This is a genomic window from Sphingobium chungbukense (genome assembly GCF_001005725.1).
In the GTDB taxonomy this organism is placed as follows: Bacteria; Pseudomonadota; Alphaproteobacteria; order Sphingomonadales; family Sphingomonadaceae; genus Sphingobium; species Sphingobium chungbukense.
The window spans coordinates 82,583-98,397 of sequence record NZ_LBIC01000013.1 but is presented as its reverse complement, the minus strand read 5'-3'; the positions used below and the strand labels follow the sequence as shown (position 1 = coordinate 98,397).

Below are 15,815 nucleotides of genomic sequence, written 5' to 3'. Positions count from 1 at the left end.
GTTCGTTCTTGCGAACGCGCATTTTTTCTACGTCGCCTTTCGCTCGCAGCCCGAATGCGTGGGACATTTGAAGGAACGCGCGAACGGGAGCGGGCAGTATCGCGCGGCGAAATCGGCATGCTGAAAGGTAGCGGGACATGAGCGATAAAAGCCCCTCTTATGGCTTGCTGAGCCAGACCTCGGGCATCGAGGAGACGAAGAGCGCGCGGTTTCAGCGCCATCTTCCCGCTTCCATCGGCTTCCAATGGCTCAAGGCCGGATGGCAGGATCTTTTCCATCGGCCGATGCCGAGCCTGGCCTACGGTCTGGGCATTTTCCTTCTGTCTCTCGCTGCTGTCGCGATGCTCGCGCTGTATGGCCGCGACTATATTCTTTTTCCCGCGCTCGCCGGCTTCATGATCATTGCCCCGCTGCTGGCCATCGGACTCTATGAGAAAAGCCGCAACCGAGAAGCGGGACGCGATACGTCGCTGCGCGAAATGCTCCTGGTGAAACCGGCGGCGGGCCCGCAGGTGCTTTTCACCGGGGTCCTGCTCAGCCTGCTGATGCTACTGTGGATGCGATCCGCGGTGCTCATCTATGCGTTGTTCTTCGGCGTGCGCCCCTTTCCCGGCCTGCCTCACATAACCGCCTTCCTGCTGACCGAGCCGGTGGGATGGATTATTCTCGGCGTCGGCACGGCGGTGGGCGGCCTGTTCGCCTCATTCGCTTTTGCGATCAGTGTTTTTGCCATTCCGATGCTCCTCGATCGCAAGGTCGATGCGCTCACGGCGATGGGAACAAGCACGGCGCTCGTCTGGAACAACCTTGCGCCGATGATCGTCTGGGGCGCCATCGTCCTTGCGCTTTTCATACTCTGCGCGGCTACGGGCTTGATCGGCCTCATCGTCATCTTCCCGTGGCTTGGACATGCCACATGGCATGCCTATCGCGCGGTCTCAGACACGCAGGCCTAGACATGGCCAGCCATGCCATGCCTGCCGTCCAGGCGCCGACATCATTGACCGGGCAATCGGTCGATGAACTCATCTTCGCCAGCCAATCGCTGGATGACGGAACGATGAGGACGCAACTGTCGGTCCCGACCGCGCATTGCGGCGGATGCATGGCGAAGATCGAGCGCATCCTTGGTAACCTCGAGGGCGTCGTAGCGGCTCGGGTCAATCTATCGACGCGGCGTGTGACCGTCACATGGCGGCAAGCGCAAACCGCGAGTGCACCGCCTTTGCTGGCAACGCTGAACGAGGCGGGCTTCGAGGCAAATCTTCTCAGCCAACCGGACGAACGCGCCGATCCCGAAAAGCGCCGGCTGATCGTCGCGACAGCGGTCGCCGGCTTCGCGGCGATGAACATCATGCTGCTTTCGGTGTCGGTCTGGTCAGGCGCCGACCCCGCTACGCGGCAGCTGTTCCATCTCATCTCGGCGCTGCTCGCGCTTCCCGCGGTATTCTTTTCGGGGCGCATCTTCTTCTTGTCGGCATGGTCGGCATTGCGCGCGGGACGCACCAATATGGATGTGCCCATCTCGATCGGCATCGTCCTGACACTGGGTCTCAGCATCTACGACACGCTGCATTTCGGACGCCATGCCTATTTCGACGCGGTCGTGACGCTGATCTTTTTCCTGCTTGTCGGACGAACGCTCGACCATGCCATGCGTGACAAGGCCCGTTCGGCCGTGCTCGGGCTGACGCGAATGACGCCTGCGGGCGCGAATGTAATCGGCACGGATGGATCGCGCGCTTTTAGACCGCTCGAGGATGTCTCGGTGGGTGATGTCATCCTCGTCGCGCCAGGCGAGCGTGTTCCGCTGGATGGTCTTGTCCTTGCGGGCGAGGGCGATCTCGACACTGCCGCGGTCACGGGCGAGGCGATGCCGGTGCCGGTACGACCGGGAAGCACGCTCGTTTCGGGCATGCTGAATCTCAATGGTTCGCTCAAGGTGCGTGTGACCAACAGCCACGCGCGGTCCTTTCTATCCGAAATGGTGCGAATGATGGAAGCGGCCGAGCAGGGCAGAGCACGCTATCGCCGTCTCGCCGACCGTGTTGCGGCCTATTACTCGCCGATCATCCATTCGCTGGCCTTGGCCGTGTTTGCCGGGTGGTTCCTTGACACAGGCGATTGGCATCGGGCGCTGACCATTGCCATTTCGGTGCTCATTGTGACCTGTCCCTGCGCGCTTGGTCTCGCCATACCCATGGTTCAGGTCGCCGCGGCGAAGCGCTTGTTCGAGCACGGCATCGCGCTCAAGGATGGAAGCGCGCTCGAGCGGCTTGCACAGGTCGATACCGTGATTTTCGACAAGACCGGCACGCTCACTCATGGCGATTTGCGAGTGAGCAAGATCGCCATCGATGAACCCTATCGCGCAATCGTGATGGCGCTGGCGTCGCGTTCCAACCATCCCGTCGCACGCGCGATTGCCGCCAACGGCGGCGCCTTGTCCGGCCTCGATCTGGACAGTTTTTCCGAGCTGCCGGGCCGGGGTTTGGAGGGCCAGCGGAACGGCCATCTGTTTCGCCTGGGGCGTGCCGATTGGGCTTTGAATCCAGGCACGGGCGAGAGTGGCGGTTTCCAGACCGTGTTCTCGGTCGATGGTGAGCTTGCCGGCCATTTTGCCTTCTTGGACGTTGAAAAGACGAGTGCGCGGGAAGCGGTGGCCAAGCTTGACGCGCTTGGGCTGCCTATCGAACTGCTTTCGGGCGATCACATTGCTTCTGTGTCGGGGTTCGCGAACGCGATCGGTATCGCCCACTGGCGTGCCGGATTGCTGCCGCAGCATAAGGTGGAGCGGCTTCAGGCGCTGGCGGACAGTCAGCGCCTGACCTTGATGGTGGGTGATGGGCTGAACGATGGACCGGCACTGGCGGCGGCGCACGTTTCGATGGCTCCTTCCAATGCCGCCGACATCGGTCGGGCGGCCGCGGATATTGTTTATCTCGGCCAGGATCTCGATGCGGTTCCGCGCGCTGTGCAGATCGCGCGCGCGGCCCGGCAACGTGTCCGCCAGAACCTGGCGCTTTCCGTCGGTTATAACCTTTTGGTGATTCCTGTGGCCATGGCGGGCTATGTCACCCCACTGCTTGCTGCCGTCGCCATGTCGCTTTCGTCGATTTCGGTCGTTGCGAACTCTCTGCGAATTCCCGCAGCACGCGGATCACGGCTTAGCAGGCGAGCGCCGGCACCGACCCTCGTTCCCCTGGCCGCTACCCGATGAGCGGGATCCTGTGGCTGGTGCCGGTCGCGCTGCTGATGGGCCTTGCTGGGCTGGGCGCCTTTCTTTGGTCGATGCGCACCGGGCAGTATGATGATCTGGATGGAGCGGCCGAGCGAGTCGTGACCGACGCCAAGTCAGACCAGCCTCTTGTCGAACCTGATGATTGGCGACCCGAAACCGAGGGCGAGGCAAATCGTTTGCGATAAGGATGGTGGTGTGGACACCATTGGGCAAAGGACGAAGTGATGATGCAGGCACCGAGTTGGAATTGGGTGGGCGTCCTTGCCTTCATCTGCGGGGCGGCGGTCATCATTCCCAGCCTTGTCGCGCTTGCACTCAGTCTTGCCGCTGTTGCCCGAAACCTCCTGTGAGGCTGGCATCGGTCTGACGGAGGGATAGTGGTCTACCTTGGAAAAACTGGTCCAATTCTGAAGAGAGCCCATTTGGGCATGAGAATTGGAGAAATGTATGGGACGTCAGAGGTTTACGCCGGAGCAGATCATAGCGAAGCTGCGTGAAGTAGAGGTGATTGTGGGGCGAGGCGGCACAGCGGTGGAGGCTTGCCGCCAGATCGGGATCGCGGAGCAGACGCTATATCGGTGGCGCAAGGAATATGGCGGGCTGAAGGTCGACCAGGCGCGGCGAATGAAGGATCTGGAGCGCCAGAATGCGCGGCTGAAGAAGCTGGTGGCCGACCTCGCGCTCGACAAGGCGATCCTGCAAGAGGCGTCGAAGCTGACTTTTTGAGTCCCTCCCGTCGCCGTGAGGCGATCGAGCAGATCCGTCGCGCGTTGCCGGTATCGGAGCGACGGACCTGCCGTGTTCTGGGCCAGCATCGTTCGACACAGCGCCATCCACCGAAGGATGATGCCGACGAGCGGCGGCTAACAGCCGACATCATCGCGCTGGCCAAGGACTATGGCCGGTATGGCTATCGCCGCATCCATGTCTTGCTGGGCCAGGCGGGCTGGCAGGTCAGCCTGTCAGTGGTTGAGCGTATCTGGCGGCGGGAGGGTCTTAAAGTGCCGAAGCGGCAACCGAAACGGCGGCGGCTCTGGCTCGGCGACGGATCGTGCATCCGGCTGCGCCCGGAGCATCGCGGCATGTGTGGTCCTACGACTTCGTCGAGGATCAGACGCACAACGGTCGCAAGTTCCGAATGCTCAACATTATCGACGAGTTCAGCCGGGAATGCCTGGCGATGGTGCCGCTGCGGCGCTTCCGGTCGAACGACGTGATTGACGTGCTGACCGATCTGTTCATCGAGCATGGGCCGCCCGAGCATATCAGATCCGATAACGGCCCCGAGTTCGTCGCTAATGCGGTGCGCGAGTGACTCGGCAGGCTTGGCGTCATTACCCTCTATATCGAGCCCGGCAGCCCATGGGAGAACGGCTATATCGAAAGCTTCAATGCCCGTCTGCGAGATGAACTGCTCAACGGCGAAATCTTCTACAGCCTTGAGGAGGTGCGGATCGTCACCGGCTGGTGGCGCGATCATTACAACCGAGCACGGCCCCACAGCAGTCTCGGATATCGACCACCGGCCCCGGAGACGATCAAGATGCCAGCCTGGCCGCTCGGCTCCGCTACGCTCCGCCTCCCGCCCAGGCTGGTATCAGAGGCGCAGATCAACTAACTACACAACCGGACCAGTCATTGCGGGCAGTCCATGTCCTGAGCTCGGCCCATCGCGATGTTGCGACATGGCTCTGCCGTTGCCTGGCGCCGAGGGAAAGCGCCCTCCGCCTGACTGATCCCCTAAGCCCGGACGGTTGCCGTGGGGCAACCCCCGCGGTGCCGGACCGGGTTGTCGCTCGCGCGCCTGCCCGCACCACTCCGGCCCTTGTGGGTCGGGTCGCCGCTTGCGCGTCGATGCCCTCGTCTCCCGCCGGTCTTGGCCGGGTCTCGTCGGAGGGACGGTCCCTCGGACGGAAGCAACGGAGATTTGATCATGCAGAACATCGTCATTCTTGCCGGCAATATCGGCATGGATCCGGAGAGCCGCACCACCCAGGGCGGGACCCGCATCACCCACTTCACCCTGGCGACCTCGCGTCCCCGCTATTCGGAAGGCAAGGTCGTTCGCGATGAGAAAGGCTACCGCGTCCAGGACACCGAATGGCATCGGATCACCGCGTTCAATGGCCTCGGCAAGACCGTGCAGGAGCATTGCACCAAGGGCATGAAGCTGCTGGTGCGCGGCCGCATCCATTACAGCGAATGGACCGATGGCGACGGCGTCGAGCGCTACGGCACCGAGATCATCGCCGAGACGATCGACTTCCTCAGCCGGGCGAAATCGAAGTCCGACGAGGCCGGCGACCCTGATCCTGAGCTCGACGACGACGTGCCCTTCTGACCCCCGGATCCCCGCGCGCTTGTGGCGCGCGGGGGCATCCAGCGGCGAGCCGGATTTGCCATAGCTCGCGAGGGATTTTGCAGGCGGGGGCGTCTGCACTATCCGCTTTCCGTCGCATGGGATCGAAGATCGCATGCCACACCGACCTCAACGAGGCCACGCTCAAAAATACGCCGCGCGGTCCGATATGGGTCCTCAAGGCGCGGGGCGGAAGCGAAAGCTGGTGGAACGCCTACACTGGCGAAAATGTCGATGAGATCAGTCTGGCAGACGCTCGGCGCTATGCTCTGATGTCCTACAAAGGATCCGGCAGGCTGCAGGCGGTCGACTATCAGGAAACGGCGCCCGAGGAAGCGCAGGTCGGCGGGCCGCTGTGGCGCGCCAGCTTCGCCGACAAGGAGCATAGTCGCCTCTATCTGGATCCGTTCACCGGAGAGGTGCTCAGTCGCCGTTCGGACCTGTGGGACTTCTATGATTTCTTTTACAAAATCCATATCATGAACCTTGGCGCCTCGCGCAGTTACAACCATCCACTGATCGTTGTCGCTGCATCGGCGACGTTGCTCATCGTGGTCACCGGGATCGTCATTCTGTTTTATCGCCTTGCGAAGGATCTCAAACGACTGCTGACGAAACGTCGCGCATCAAGGCCTGCGACCTGAGGTCATCGCGCTGCGACGGGCTCACTTGCCGATCCACTCCGGTTCGGCTGTGGCCGCGCAATTCTGATCGTCGCTCGGCCCGCCGTGCCCACGGGCAGCGCGAGCAGATGAGCCGCCGTATCTTCGCGGTCGGGTAATGTCGCGGGGTGCGATGGAGCTTGCTGTGTCCTGATCGGCGCGCGGGCGGGCAACGCGCGCCTCGCACGATCACACGCGCAGCAGTCGCCCCACCGCCCGCATGATCGTCGCCCTGCGCGCCGCATGCTCGGTAGCGTCGCGTGCGGCTCCGGTCATGCACCAGAGCTGGGTGAGGGCGGCGACAAGCCGGACGACGTCCATGGGCGTGAAGTCGGCGACGATCCGCCCCTCGGCCTGCGCCGCTGCGATCCCGTCCAGCTTCTCCCCGAGAAGGACCTCGCCGGCCGGGAGCATCAGAACATCCTGGCCACGCTCCAAATGATGCCAGGTCAGCAGCCTCCACAAGCGCGGGCGCTCGACCAGCAAGTCATAGGTGCGCCCCGCATAACCCTCAAGATCATTGGGATCGAAGCGATCGGCCTGCGCCGCGTCCATCACTTCCTGCGTCAGCGCGGCATCGAAGAGCGCCTCCTTGTCCCCGAAATAGGTGTAGAGCATCGGCTTGCTGATACCCGCCGCCTGCGCAATGCGATCGATCCGCGCGCCCGCCAGCCCATGGGACGCGAACTCCTCGGTCGCTGCAGCCAGGAGCGTCTCGCGGCTCTGTGCGGCATTCCGCCTGGTTCGTTCCTTCATCACACCTCCCGGCATTGACGCATTCCACATATGAAGTTACCTACCAGTTGGTAATATATGGAGCAGCATATGTCCAATCACTGGTTTCTCACGGGCGCGTCCAGCGGCATTGGCCGCCATCTGGCCGAACTGATCCTGGCCGCGGGCGACGACCTTACCGCGACGGCTCGCAGGCCCGAAAGCCTCGACGACCTTGCGGCGAAATATCCGAGCCAGCTGCGCGTCGAAGCGCTCGACGTCACGGTCAAGGACGATATTGCTGCGGTCGTGGCCCGGGCGCAGGCGCGTCGACCCGTCGATATTCTGGTCAACAACGCCGGCGGCGGCGTGATCGGCGCCACCGAAGAGATGTCGGACGCCGAGGTCGAAGGCCAGATCGCGCTCAATCTCATGGCGCCCATCCACATCACCCGCGCCTTTGTCCCCGCGATGCGCCTGCGCGGGAGCGGCCGGATCATCCAGATCTCCAGCGCCAGCGGTCAGGGCTCGCTTCCGACGAGCAGTCTCTATCATGCGGCCAAATGGGGCCTGGAGGGCTTCAGCGAATGCCTCCGCCAGGAGCTTGAACCCTTCAACCTGTTCGTGACGCTGATCGAGCCGGGTGGCGCGCGCACCAGCTTCAGCCACAACCTGCAATTCGCCAGCGAGATCGCCGCCTATCGCGATACGCCCGCCGGCGATATCCGCAAGATGTTCGAGACCGCCGGAAACGAGCTCTACACGCTCGACCCGCAAAAGATCGCGCAAGCGATCGTCGATGTCGCAACCAGCGACCATCCGCCGCTGCGCGTGACTCTGGGGGGTGACGCTTTCGGCGTTGTCCAGGCGGCGCTGCAATCGCGGCTCGCCTTTCTGCAGTCCCAGGAAGCGCTCGCGCGCTCGGTCGCTTCCGACAGTTGAGCTTTCCCGTCTTCCAGCTTTCGTCTCCGCGCGGTGCGATGCGCCTCACCGGGGCCCGGCAACCCCTGTCGTCAGCGCCGCTATCCGATACTTAGGTATAGCCATCCGACACGATTGCCGAAGCGCCAAACGGGCAATCGCTTGGTACCATCGCAAGAGAGGAAAACCTTCGCGGTCGCCAATCAAGGGTGCGCGGACCTTCGCAGTCTGCGTGCCCTTGATGTGGCAGCGCGCCGCCCAGCCACGCGCGTCATGAACGGGAGCGGCCTTCTGCGAAACCCAACGCTCCGCCGCATCTTCTATAAGCTCTCGCTCGAATTGCTGCGCGCCGCCTTCGTCTTCCTGCGACTGGGGTTAAAGGGCGAGGCGCGCCTGCTTGTGCACGCGTCTCAATGGGCGAGGCACACGGCTTCCGGTCGCCGCCGCAGGTGGCGGCACCGGAAAGTGCCATGAGCGTCGTCGCCGCCTTTCTTTATCACGAGGGCAAACGGCTGCGGCCGGTGACCCTGATCGATCCGGCGTGCGAGCATATCGCCAAGGATGACTTTGTGTGGATCGGCCTCTCCCAGCCCAGCGAAACAGAACTTGCCGACATCGCCGGAAATTACGGCCTTCACCCGCTTGCCGTGGAAGATGCCGGCAACGGCCACCAGATTTCCAAGCTCGACGTCTACGGTGACCAGTTGTTCATCGTCGCCAGGACGGCACATCTTGAAGGCGATCATATCGCCTACGGCTCCACCGCGATTTTCCTGGGCAAGAATTTCCTCATCACCGTTCGGCAGGGTTCGGCACGCTCGCACAGCGAGCTTCGCGCGCATCTCGAAATCACGCCGGACCTGCTGCGCGAGGGCCCGGACTATGTGCTCCATGCCATTCTGGACTTCATCGTCGATGGCTATTTCCCGATCGTCGAGGCGATCGAGGAGGACGTCCTCAAGATGGAGCAGCGCATGCTTGCAGCCTTTCTCACCCGCGAGGAGGTGACCCGGATTTTCACGCTGCGGCGTGAGCTCGTCCGCTTCCAACGCGTGCTCGGACCCATGCTCGAGGTCGGTCGCAAGCTGGTGAACCTGCAGCTTCCGCGGCTTGATGAGGCCTCCAAACCCTATTTCCGTGATTTGCTCGATCACATGCTCCGGGTTGAGAGCGCCATCACCGGCATCCGCGACATCCTGATCTCGGTGTTCGAGGCGAGTCACCTGCTCGAACAGCAGCGCCAGGGTGCGATCACGCGTCAGCTCGCCGCCTGGGCCGCGATCCTCGCGGTGCCTACCGCGATTGCCGGGATCTACGGGATGAACTTCGAGAATATGCCCGAACTGAAGACGCAGTGGGGATATTTCGTCATCCTCGGCGTCATCGCTGCGGTCTGCATCGGACTCTACATCCGGTTCAAACGCAACCACTGGCTTTGACGTCGCTGACCGCTGTCCACATCGCGCAGGGCTGAGGCCGCCGGGGGCAGGTTGCCACAGTTCAATGCTTTCGAAGCGTCTCGGCGCGGTGCCGGTCCAACGCATCGAGCAAAGCCCTGCCGATCAACGGCTTTGCGAGAACGTGATCGAAGCCCGCCTCGGCGGCCCGCGAGGCCAGCAGCGTGTCGTGAAAGCCTGAGATCATGATGGCCCGTCCCGACCATCCGATCTCGCGAAGGTGACGCAGCATCGCGAATCCGTCGATGTCGGGCATGCGATAGTCGAGGATGACGCAGTCCGCCTCCTTCGCGCGGGGGTCGGCCAACAGCGCGCGGCCGGTCGTATATCCCCACACGGCATAGCCGCGCGATCTCAGCAGCAGCTGGAGGCCACGCCGCACGCCGGGATCGTCGTCGGAGACGAGGATGGTGTATCTGCCATCATGCTGGGTGGAACGGACCGATGGCATTGCGAGAAGCGGACACCCGTGTGACGATTGCACCATCGATCGCATATCGCGCCTCGTCCCGTCGCTACGTAGAGGTCGCAGTCACTTCGGCTTGCGGCCCATGCCCGCGGCAAAGGCGATCCGCAGGGCTTCGGACAGATTGCGGACCTCGAGCTTGGCCATCAGGCTCGCGCGATGGACCTCGACCGTTCGCGATGAACAGCCCAGGTCATAGGCGATCGTCTTGTTGGGCAGGCCGTTGGCCAGCCTTTCGAGCACTTCCCGCTCCCGGGGCGTCAGTGCAGCGACCCGCACCCCTGCTTCGGACGTTTCCAGGGTACGAAGGTCGACATCGTCGAGACGCGCGAACGCGCGGCTGACGGCGCCGAGCAGGGCGGCTTTCTCGAAGGGTTTCTCGAGAAAGTCGACCGCGCCGCCTTTCATGGCCTGCACCGCAACCGACACGTCGCCATGGCCGGTCAGGACGATGACCGGCATGTTGACCCCGCGTGCTGCCATGGCGGCCTGAACCTCGAGACCGTCCATCTCGGGCATGCGCACGTCGAGGATGACGCAGCCGACGGCCGCCGACTTCGCCTCCTTGAGAAACTCCACGCCCGAGGCATAGGTCACGACGTCGTAGCCCGCGGTCTTGAGCGCAAAGCTCGCCGCCTTGCGGATGCTCTCCTCGTCGTCGACCAGATGGATGACGCGTCTATCCCCCATGTTCCTCCTCCGCCCGCGCATGGATCAAGGTAAAATGAAAGCGCGCGCCGCCGCGGTCGGGGCGCTCCATCCAGATACGGCCCCCATGCGCTTCGATGATGGTCCGGCAGATCGAAAGGCCGAGGCCCATGCCGTCGGCCTTTGTCGACTTGAACGCCGTGAAGAGCTGCTCCCGGACCTCGTCGGCGATGCCGGGGCCGGTATCCGCCACGGTCACCTCGATCAGCCCGTCAGGGCGCAACCTGGTCGCCACCTTGAGGTCGCGAACCGGACACTCCGCCATCGCCTCGATGGCATTGCGCATCAGGTTGACCAGCACCTGCTGGATCTGCACCCTGTCGACGAGGACCGGCGTCGCGGCGTGCTCGACCGCAAAGAAGCTGCGGATGCCGCGCTCGCGTGCGCCGACCAGCGCGAGCTGGCTCGCCTCGGCGATGACCTGCGGCAGCTCGTGGAGGCTCTTGTCGACCTCGCCGCGGGCGACGAAATCGCGAAGGCGCCGGACGATATGGCCGGCCCGCAGCGTTTCCTGGGCGGCATCATCCATCACCGACCGCAGCGACACGAAGGGTTCGTCGTCCCGCTCGTCGAGCATGTCGCGGATCGTCTCGAGATAGAGCGCGACCGCGGCAAGCGGCTGGTTGAGTTCGTGGGCAAGAGTCGAAGCCATCGTGCCCATCGCGCTCAGCCGGGAGACATGGACCAGCTCTGCCTGCAGTTCCTTGAGCCTGAGCTCATCCTGCTCCTTGGCGGTGAGATCCCGGATGAAGCCCGTGAACAACCGCTGCCCGTCTTCACCGGCCTCGCCGACCGACAGCTGCATCGGGAAGGTCGAGCCGTCGCGGCGCTGGCCGACCACGACGCGGCCGAGGCCGATGATCCGGCGCTCGCCGGTCTGGAGATAATGCGCGAGATATTCGTCATGCCGGTCGCGATCGGGCTGGGGCATAAGGCAGGAGACGTTGCGGCCGACGAGCTCGGCTTCGCTGTAGCCGAAAAGGCGTTGTGCCGCTGCGCTGAAGGATGTGATGGCGCCGGTCTCGTCGATGATGATCATCGCATCCGGCACCGTCGCCAGGATCGACTGGAGATGCTGCTCGCGGGTCTCGATCGACGCCCGGACCGCCGCCTCGTCGGTGACATCGCGACTGATGCAGGCAAAGCCTCGATGTGCGTCGCCTTCGAACAGGGCGCTGATCGTCAGGCGCGCGAGATACTCCGCTCCATTCTCGCAGACCCGCCACGCTTCGCGCTCCAGCGTGCCCTCGTGAAGGGCGGCCGCCAGGTCTGCGCACGGCCGGCCGGCCGTAATCTCGTCGGGCGGGTAGAACAGGTCGTGGGGCTGTCCCAGGACGCGGTCGAGCGGCCAGCATTCGGCACGCTCGCCTTCTTCATTATAGCTCAGCACGATCCCGGCAGGATCGAGCAGCGTCAGGACATGGCCGCCAGCCTGTCGCAGGAACAACGGCGCAAGCCGCACCACCTCCCTGGCAATCTCGTCCGGCCCGCGCCTCGTGTCGACCATCGTCCCGGCTCACATGCCTGGCCGGGCGCACGTATCCGGGCGTAGCCCGACCGTGCCACTCAGCGCCGCGCGAGTATGGCCTTCATCTCGTCGATTTCCTGCCGCTGCGAGCGCTTGATCGCTTCGCAAAGCCGGATGACTTCCGGATCGCTGAGCTTTGCTTCCTGGCACATCAGGATCGCCCCGGAATGATGCGGGATCATCGAGCGCAGAAAGGCCGTGTCGCCGATCGTGGTCTGGGTGCGGATGAGTGCAAAGCTGCCGAAGAAGGCGACCAGCGACGCGGCGATCAGCGCGATGTTGGCGGCCTTCGACACGAACATGTGTCGCATGGCGAGGATCATCAGCACCACCATCGGTGCGACCATCATCAGCGTCATGTAGAGCATGTTGAGGTTGTTGTAGAAGCTGTCGAGCCCGTCGATCATGACGAACATCACCAGATACATGATGACGCCGCTGATGACGGTCTGAACGGCAAGGCTCCAATAGGCACCCATCTTCCGGGTGTTCATGTGGGACGAATGGTCCATGGCGTATCTCCTTCGCTCGGCGCCGGCCGACCTGGGTATGAGTGTAACGCCCCGCTCTCTTGTTCGCCCCCGCCATCAGCTGTCCCGATCCTAGAACCAGAAGCGGATGCCGGCGACGAAGCTGGTGGCATGGACGTCCTCGCCCGCAAGCCTCGACAGCCGCGCCGTGTCTCCGGCTTTGCGCAGATAGGAAACGCCGATGTAAGGTGCGAACTGGCGGCTGAATTCGTAGCGCAGGCGCGCGCCGAGCTCTATGTTGACCAGCCCCGAACCGATGTCGTTCTCCGGAATATCCTGCGCGGCGAAATTGACCTCGGCGCGCGGCTGCAAGATCAGGCGCTGGGTGATGCGCTGGTCGTAATAGCCCTCGACCCGGCCCAGAAGGTCGCCCTTGGTCGAGAGGAACAGCGCGCCTTCGACCTCGAACATGCCGGGAGCCAGACCCTCGACGCCAACGGTCGCATAGGTGCGGTTGGGCCCGCGGCCGAAGTCCTGGCGGACGCCGGCCTGAAGGTTGAAATAGGGGTCGATGGCGCGGCTATAGAGGGCCTGGACGTCTGCGCTGTCGATCCCGCGGCCAAACTCGCCTTCCCCCTCGCTCTTGAGCCAGAGGCGGTTGATGTCGCCGCCGTAAAAGCCTTCGCCATCCCAGCGATAGCCATCGCGGCCGCTATGCGCCTGATACTCGAACAGGTTGAGCAGCACCTGCCCGAAATTGTTGCCGCCGCTGTCCTTCATCATGATGTCGCGCGAGCGCGCCATCTCGCCGCCGGGAAAATCCCGATCGGCGAAGTGGTCGCTGGGGGGGGGCGGCGGGGGCGCATTGCCGGCCGGAAGCGCCGTGCCGGTCATTTGCATGCCGGGCATGGCGGAGGTTCCGGGCATGGCGGTCTGGCCATGCTGCGAATGGTCCATCCCGGGCATGTCCGGCATCGCGCCGTCCTGATGCCGGGAGTGGTCCATGCCCGGCATCTCCGCCATCGCGGGAGCAGCGGGTTGCGGTTGACCGGCGGCATCTGCCTGTGGCGCAGGACTGGCCTGGTCCTGCGAATGGTCCATTGCCGGCATGGTGCCCGGCGCTGGTTTCTGAGCGCGCGGCCTGATAGCGGGCTTGGGGCGCGGCGCGGCGGCCTTGTCCTTCTTTTTCTCCTGCGCCGGCCGCGCCCCGCCCGGCGGCGCCATGCCGGGCATGTCGTGCATCGAATGATCCTGGGCAAAGGCGGGCGCGGCGGAGAGAAGGGCGATCGCGCTCACCAGCGGCGTGAGGATGCGGGTCATTGCGCGTCTCCCTTCGGACGGACGCTCACGACCCGCATCATCCCTGCATGCATGTGGTAGAGGAGATGACAGTGGAAGGCCCAGTCGCCGACCGCGTCGGCGGTGAAGTCCCAGGTCACCTTGCCGCCGGGCTGGACGATCACCGTATGCTTGCGCGGCGCATGATCGCCATGCCCCGTCACCAGCTCGAAAAAATGCCCGTGAATATGGATCGGATGCCCCATCATCGTGTCGTTGATGAGATTGACGCGCACCCGCTCGCCTTCGATGAAGGGGATCGGCTCGTGATGGTCCGACATTTTTTCGCCGTCGAACGACCACATGAACCGCTCCATGTTGCCGGTGAGGTGAATGTCGATGCTGCGGCTCGGCGCGCGCACGTCCGGATTGCGATCGAGCGCCATCAGGTCCCTGTAGACAAGCACCTTGTGGCCGACGTCGGCGAGGCCCTGGCCGGGCTCGCCGGTGCGGTCTACGGGCATCGGCGAGATGGTCTGGACGCTCGGGTCGCGCTTCACCTGCGGCGCGTTCGAGAAGTCGCGCATCTTCATCGAGCCCATCGCGTGCCCGCCATGATCCATGCCCGCCATCTGGCCATCGGCGCCCATCGCGCCGTGGTCCATGCCGGCCATCGATCCATGATCCATCCCCGAATGATCCATGCCTGCCATGGCGCTATTGTCCATGGTCGCCATCGCTGCCGCCGCGCCGGTCGCGAGGCGCGCGGACGCGTTCTTCTCGGCCGTCGGATCGACGCCCCGCATAGCGCCGCCCGACATGTCCATGCCTTCCATGCCCGGCATCGAGGACATGTCCATGCCCATGTCCTTCATGTCGGCGAGCGGCCGTTTGCGTAAGGGGGGAACCTCGCCGGCCATGCCGGCCCTCGGCGCGAGCGTGGCACGCGCCATGCCCGAGCGGTCGATCGCCTCGCCGACAAGGGTGTAGGCCTTGTCATCGCCTGGGCTGACAACGACGTCGTAGGTCTCGGCAACACCAATCTGGAACTCGTCGACGGTGACCGGCACCACATTCTGCCCGTCGGCCTGGACGATGGTCAGCGGCAGGCCGGGGATGCGGACGTTGAAGGTGGTCATCGCCGACGCATTGATGACCCGCAGCCGCACCCGTTCGCCCGGGGTGAAGAGCGCGGTCCAGTTGTCCATCGGACCATGGCCGTTGACGAGATAGGTGTAGGTGGATCCGGTCACATCGGAGATGTCGGCCGGGTCCATCCGCATCTGGCCCCAGTCGAGCCGGTCCTTGAGCGGCTGATCCTTGCCCGACAGGAGCCCGGCCAGGGTCTGGCGCTGGAAATTGAAATGGCCGGGGTTGACCTTGAGGCGCCGGAAGATCGCCTGCGGCGAGAGCGCGCTGTGATCGGCGAGCACGATGACATGCTCGCGGTCATAGGCGACCGGATCGGCACCGGCGGGATCGATGATGATCGGGCCGTAATGGCCTTCCTGTTCCTGCAGGCCTGAATGGCTGTGGTACCAGTAGGTGCCGCTTTGCACGACGGAGAACTGGTAGAGGTAGTTCGAGCCCGGCTTGATGCCCGGAAAAGACACGCCCGGCACACCGTCCATATTGGCCGGCAGGATCAGCCCGTGCCAGTGGATCGAGCTGTCCTCCTCCAGCTGATTGATGACGTTGAGCCGCACGCGCTGGCCCTCGCGCAGCCGGATCAGCGGGGCGGGGACCGTGCCGTTGAGGCCGATTGCCCGGAACTTGCGCCCGTCGATGGTCATCGACTGCCGGGCGATGGTGAGCGTGATGTCTTCGCCCGACACGGTCGGCAGCGTCGGTCGCATCCCCGGCGAGATCGTCTGCGCCCAGGCCGGCAGCCAGGCTGACAAGGCGGCGCCGCCGCCGGCGAGGGCCGCGCCGCAGAGGAACTGGCGGCGGTCGAGAGCAGAAATCATTCGGTTGTCTCAGCTTTAAGAAAGAGGGCGGACCTATTGGAAAT

At 64.0% G+C, this 15,815-nt stretch carries 15 protein-coding genes and 1 pseudogene; 9 read left to right on the top strand and 7 right to left on the bottom strand.

Annotated features, from left to right (window positions below; genetic code table 11):
- The first annotated feature begins 164 nt into the window (after positions 1 to 164).
- From YP76_RS22885 to YP76_RS22855, 7 genes and pseudogenes are all read left to right on the top strand, one after another.
- Positions 165 to 956: a DUF2189 domain-containing protein gene (locus tag YP76_RS22885; protein ID WP_232307695.1), complete on the top strand. Its 792-nt coding sequence runs from the start codon at positions 165 to 167 to the stop codon at positions 954 to 956.
- Positions 957 to 958: 2 nt separating this feature from the next.
- On the top strand, positions 959 to 3,220 hold the full coding sequence (locus YP76_RS22880; RefSeq protein WP_004212717.1) for a heavy metal translocating P-type ATPase: 2,262 nt from the start codon (positions 959 to 961) through the stop codon (positions 3,218 to 3,220).
- A complete protein-coding gene (gene ccoS / locus YP76_RS22875) occupies positions 3,217 to 3,426 on the top strand; it encodes a cbb3-type cytochrome oxidase assembly protein CcoS (protein ID WP_004212718.1) in 210 nt (69 codons plus the stop codon). The genes YP76_RS22880 and ccoS overlap by 4 nt, the downstream gene beginning before the upstream one ends.
- Before the next feature lie 39 nt (positions 3,427 to 3,465).
- Positions 3,466 to 3,591, top strand: a complete 126-nt coding sequence (locus YP76_RS29120) for a hypothetical protein (RefSeq protein WP_004212719.1) — start codon at positions 3,466 to 3,468, stop codon at positions 3,589 to 3,591.
- Positions 3,592 to 3,688: 97 nt separating this feature from the next.
- Positions 3,689 to 4,859 (top strand): annotated as a pseudogene (locus YP76_RS22865) (IS3 family transposase).
- 315 nt (positions 4,860 to 5,174) lie between these two features.
- The gene (locus tag YP76_RS22860) at positions 5,175 to 5,582 is read left to right on the top strand and encodes a single-stranded DNA-binding protein (RefSeq protein WP_004212722.1); all 408 of its coding nucleotides are present in this window, start codon (positions 5,175 to 5,177) and stop codon (positions 5,580 to 5,582) included.
- Positions 5,583 to 5,698: 116 nt separating this feature from the next.
- Positions 5,699 to 6,244: a PepSY-associated TM helix domain-containing protein gene (locus YP76_RS22855; RefSeq protein ID WP_004212723.1), complete on the top strand. Its 546-nt coding sequence runs from the start codon at positions 5,699 to 5,701 to the stop codon at positions 6,242 to 6,244.
- Positions 6,245 to 6,451: 207 nt separating this feature from the next.
- On the opposite strand, the gene YP76_RS22850 is transcribed toward YP76_RS22855, so the two are convergent.
- A complete protein-coding gene (locus YP76_RS22850) occupies positions 6,452 to 7,018 on the bottom strand; it encodes a TetR family transcriptional regulator (protein ID WP_004212724.1) in 567 nt (188 codons plus the stop codon).
- A gap of 69 nt (positions 7,019 to 7,087) precedes the next feature.
- Between YP76_RS22850 and YP76_RS22845 the strand changes: the two genes are divergently transcribed.
- Together YP76_RS22845 and corA are read left to right on the top strand one after the other, a co-directional pair.
- On the top strand, positions 7,088 to 7,918 hold the full coding sequence (locus tag YP76_RS22845; RefSeq protein WP_046765863.1) for an SDR family oxidoreductase: 831 nt from the start codon (positions 7,088 to 7,090) through the stop codon (positions 7,916 to 7,918).
- A 449-nt stretch (positions 7,919 to 8,367) separates the two neighbouring features.
- A complete protein-coding gene (gene corA / locus YP76_RS22840; protein WP_004212726.1) occupies positions 8,368 to 9,336 on the top strand; it encodes a magnesium/cobalt transporter CorA in 969 nt (322 codons plus the stop codon).
- Positions 9,337 to 9,397: 61 nt separating this feature from the next.
- Here the strand turns inward: corA and YP76_RS22835 are convergent, their stop codons facing one another.
- The 6 genes from YP76_RS22835 to YP76_RS22810 all read right to left on the bottom strand — a co-directional run bounded on the left by YP76_RS22835 (position 9,398) and on the right by YP76_RS22810 (position 15,771).
- A complete protein-coding gene (locus YP76_RS22835; protein WP_021245219.1) occupies positions 9,398 to 9,805 on the bottom strand; it encodes a response regulator in 408 nt (135 codons plus the stop codon).
- Positions 9,806 to 9,886: 81 nt separating this feature from the next.
- Positions 9,887 to 10,510: a response regulator transcription factor gene (locus YP76_RS22830; RefSeq protein WP_013039093.1), complete on the bottom strand. Its 624-nt coding sequence runs from the start codon at positions 10,508 to 10,510 to the stop codon at positions 9,887 to 9,889.
- Complete coding sequence (locus YP76_RS22825) at positions 10,500 to 12,035, bottom strand: PAS domain-containing sensor histidine kinase (RefSeq protein ID WP_025550097.1); 1,536 nt, start codon at positions 12,033 to 12,035, stop codon at positions 10,500 to 10,502. The genes YP76_RS22830 and YP76_RS22825 overlap by 11 nt, the downstream gene beginning before the upstream one ends.
- A 59-nt stretch (positions 12,036 to 12,094) precedes the next feature.
- Entirely contained in the window at positions 12,095 to 12,568 is a 474-nt protein-coding gene (locus YP76_RS22820) for a DUF305 domain-containing protein (RefSeq protein WP_015449253.1), read from the bottom strand.
- A 90-nt stretch (positions 12,569 to 12,658) separates the two neighbouring features.
- A complete protein-coding gene (locus YP76_RS22815) occupies positions 12,659 to 13,846 on the bottom strand; it encodes a copper resistance protein B (protein WP_046765849.1) in 1,188 nt (395 codons plus the stop codon).
- On the bottom strand, positions 13,843 to 15,771 hold the full coding sequence (locus YP76_RS22810; RefSeq protein WP_046765848.1) for a copper resistance system multicopper oxidase: 1,929 nt from the start codon (positions 15,769 to 15,771) through the stop codon (positions 13,843 to 13,845). Before YP76_RS22810 ends, YP76_RS22815 begins: the two co-directional genes overlap by 4 nt.
- Positions 15,772 to 15,815: the final 44 nt, after the last annotated feature.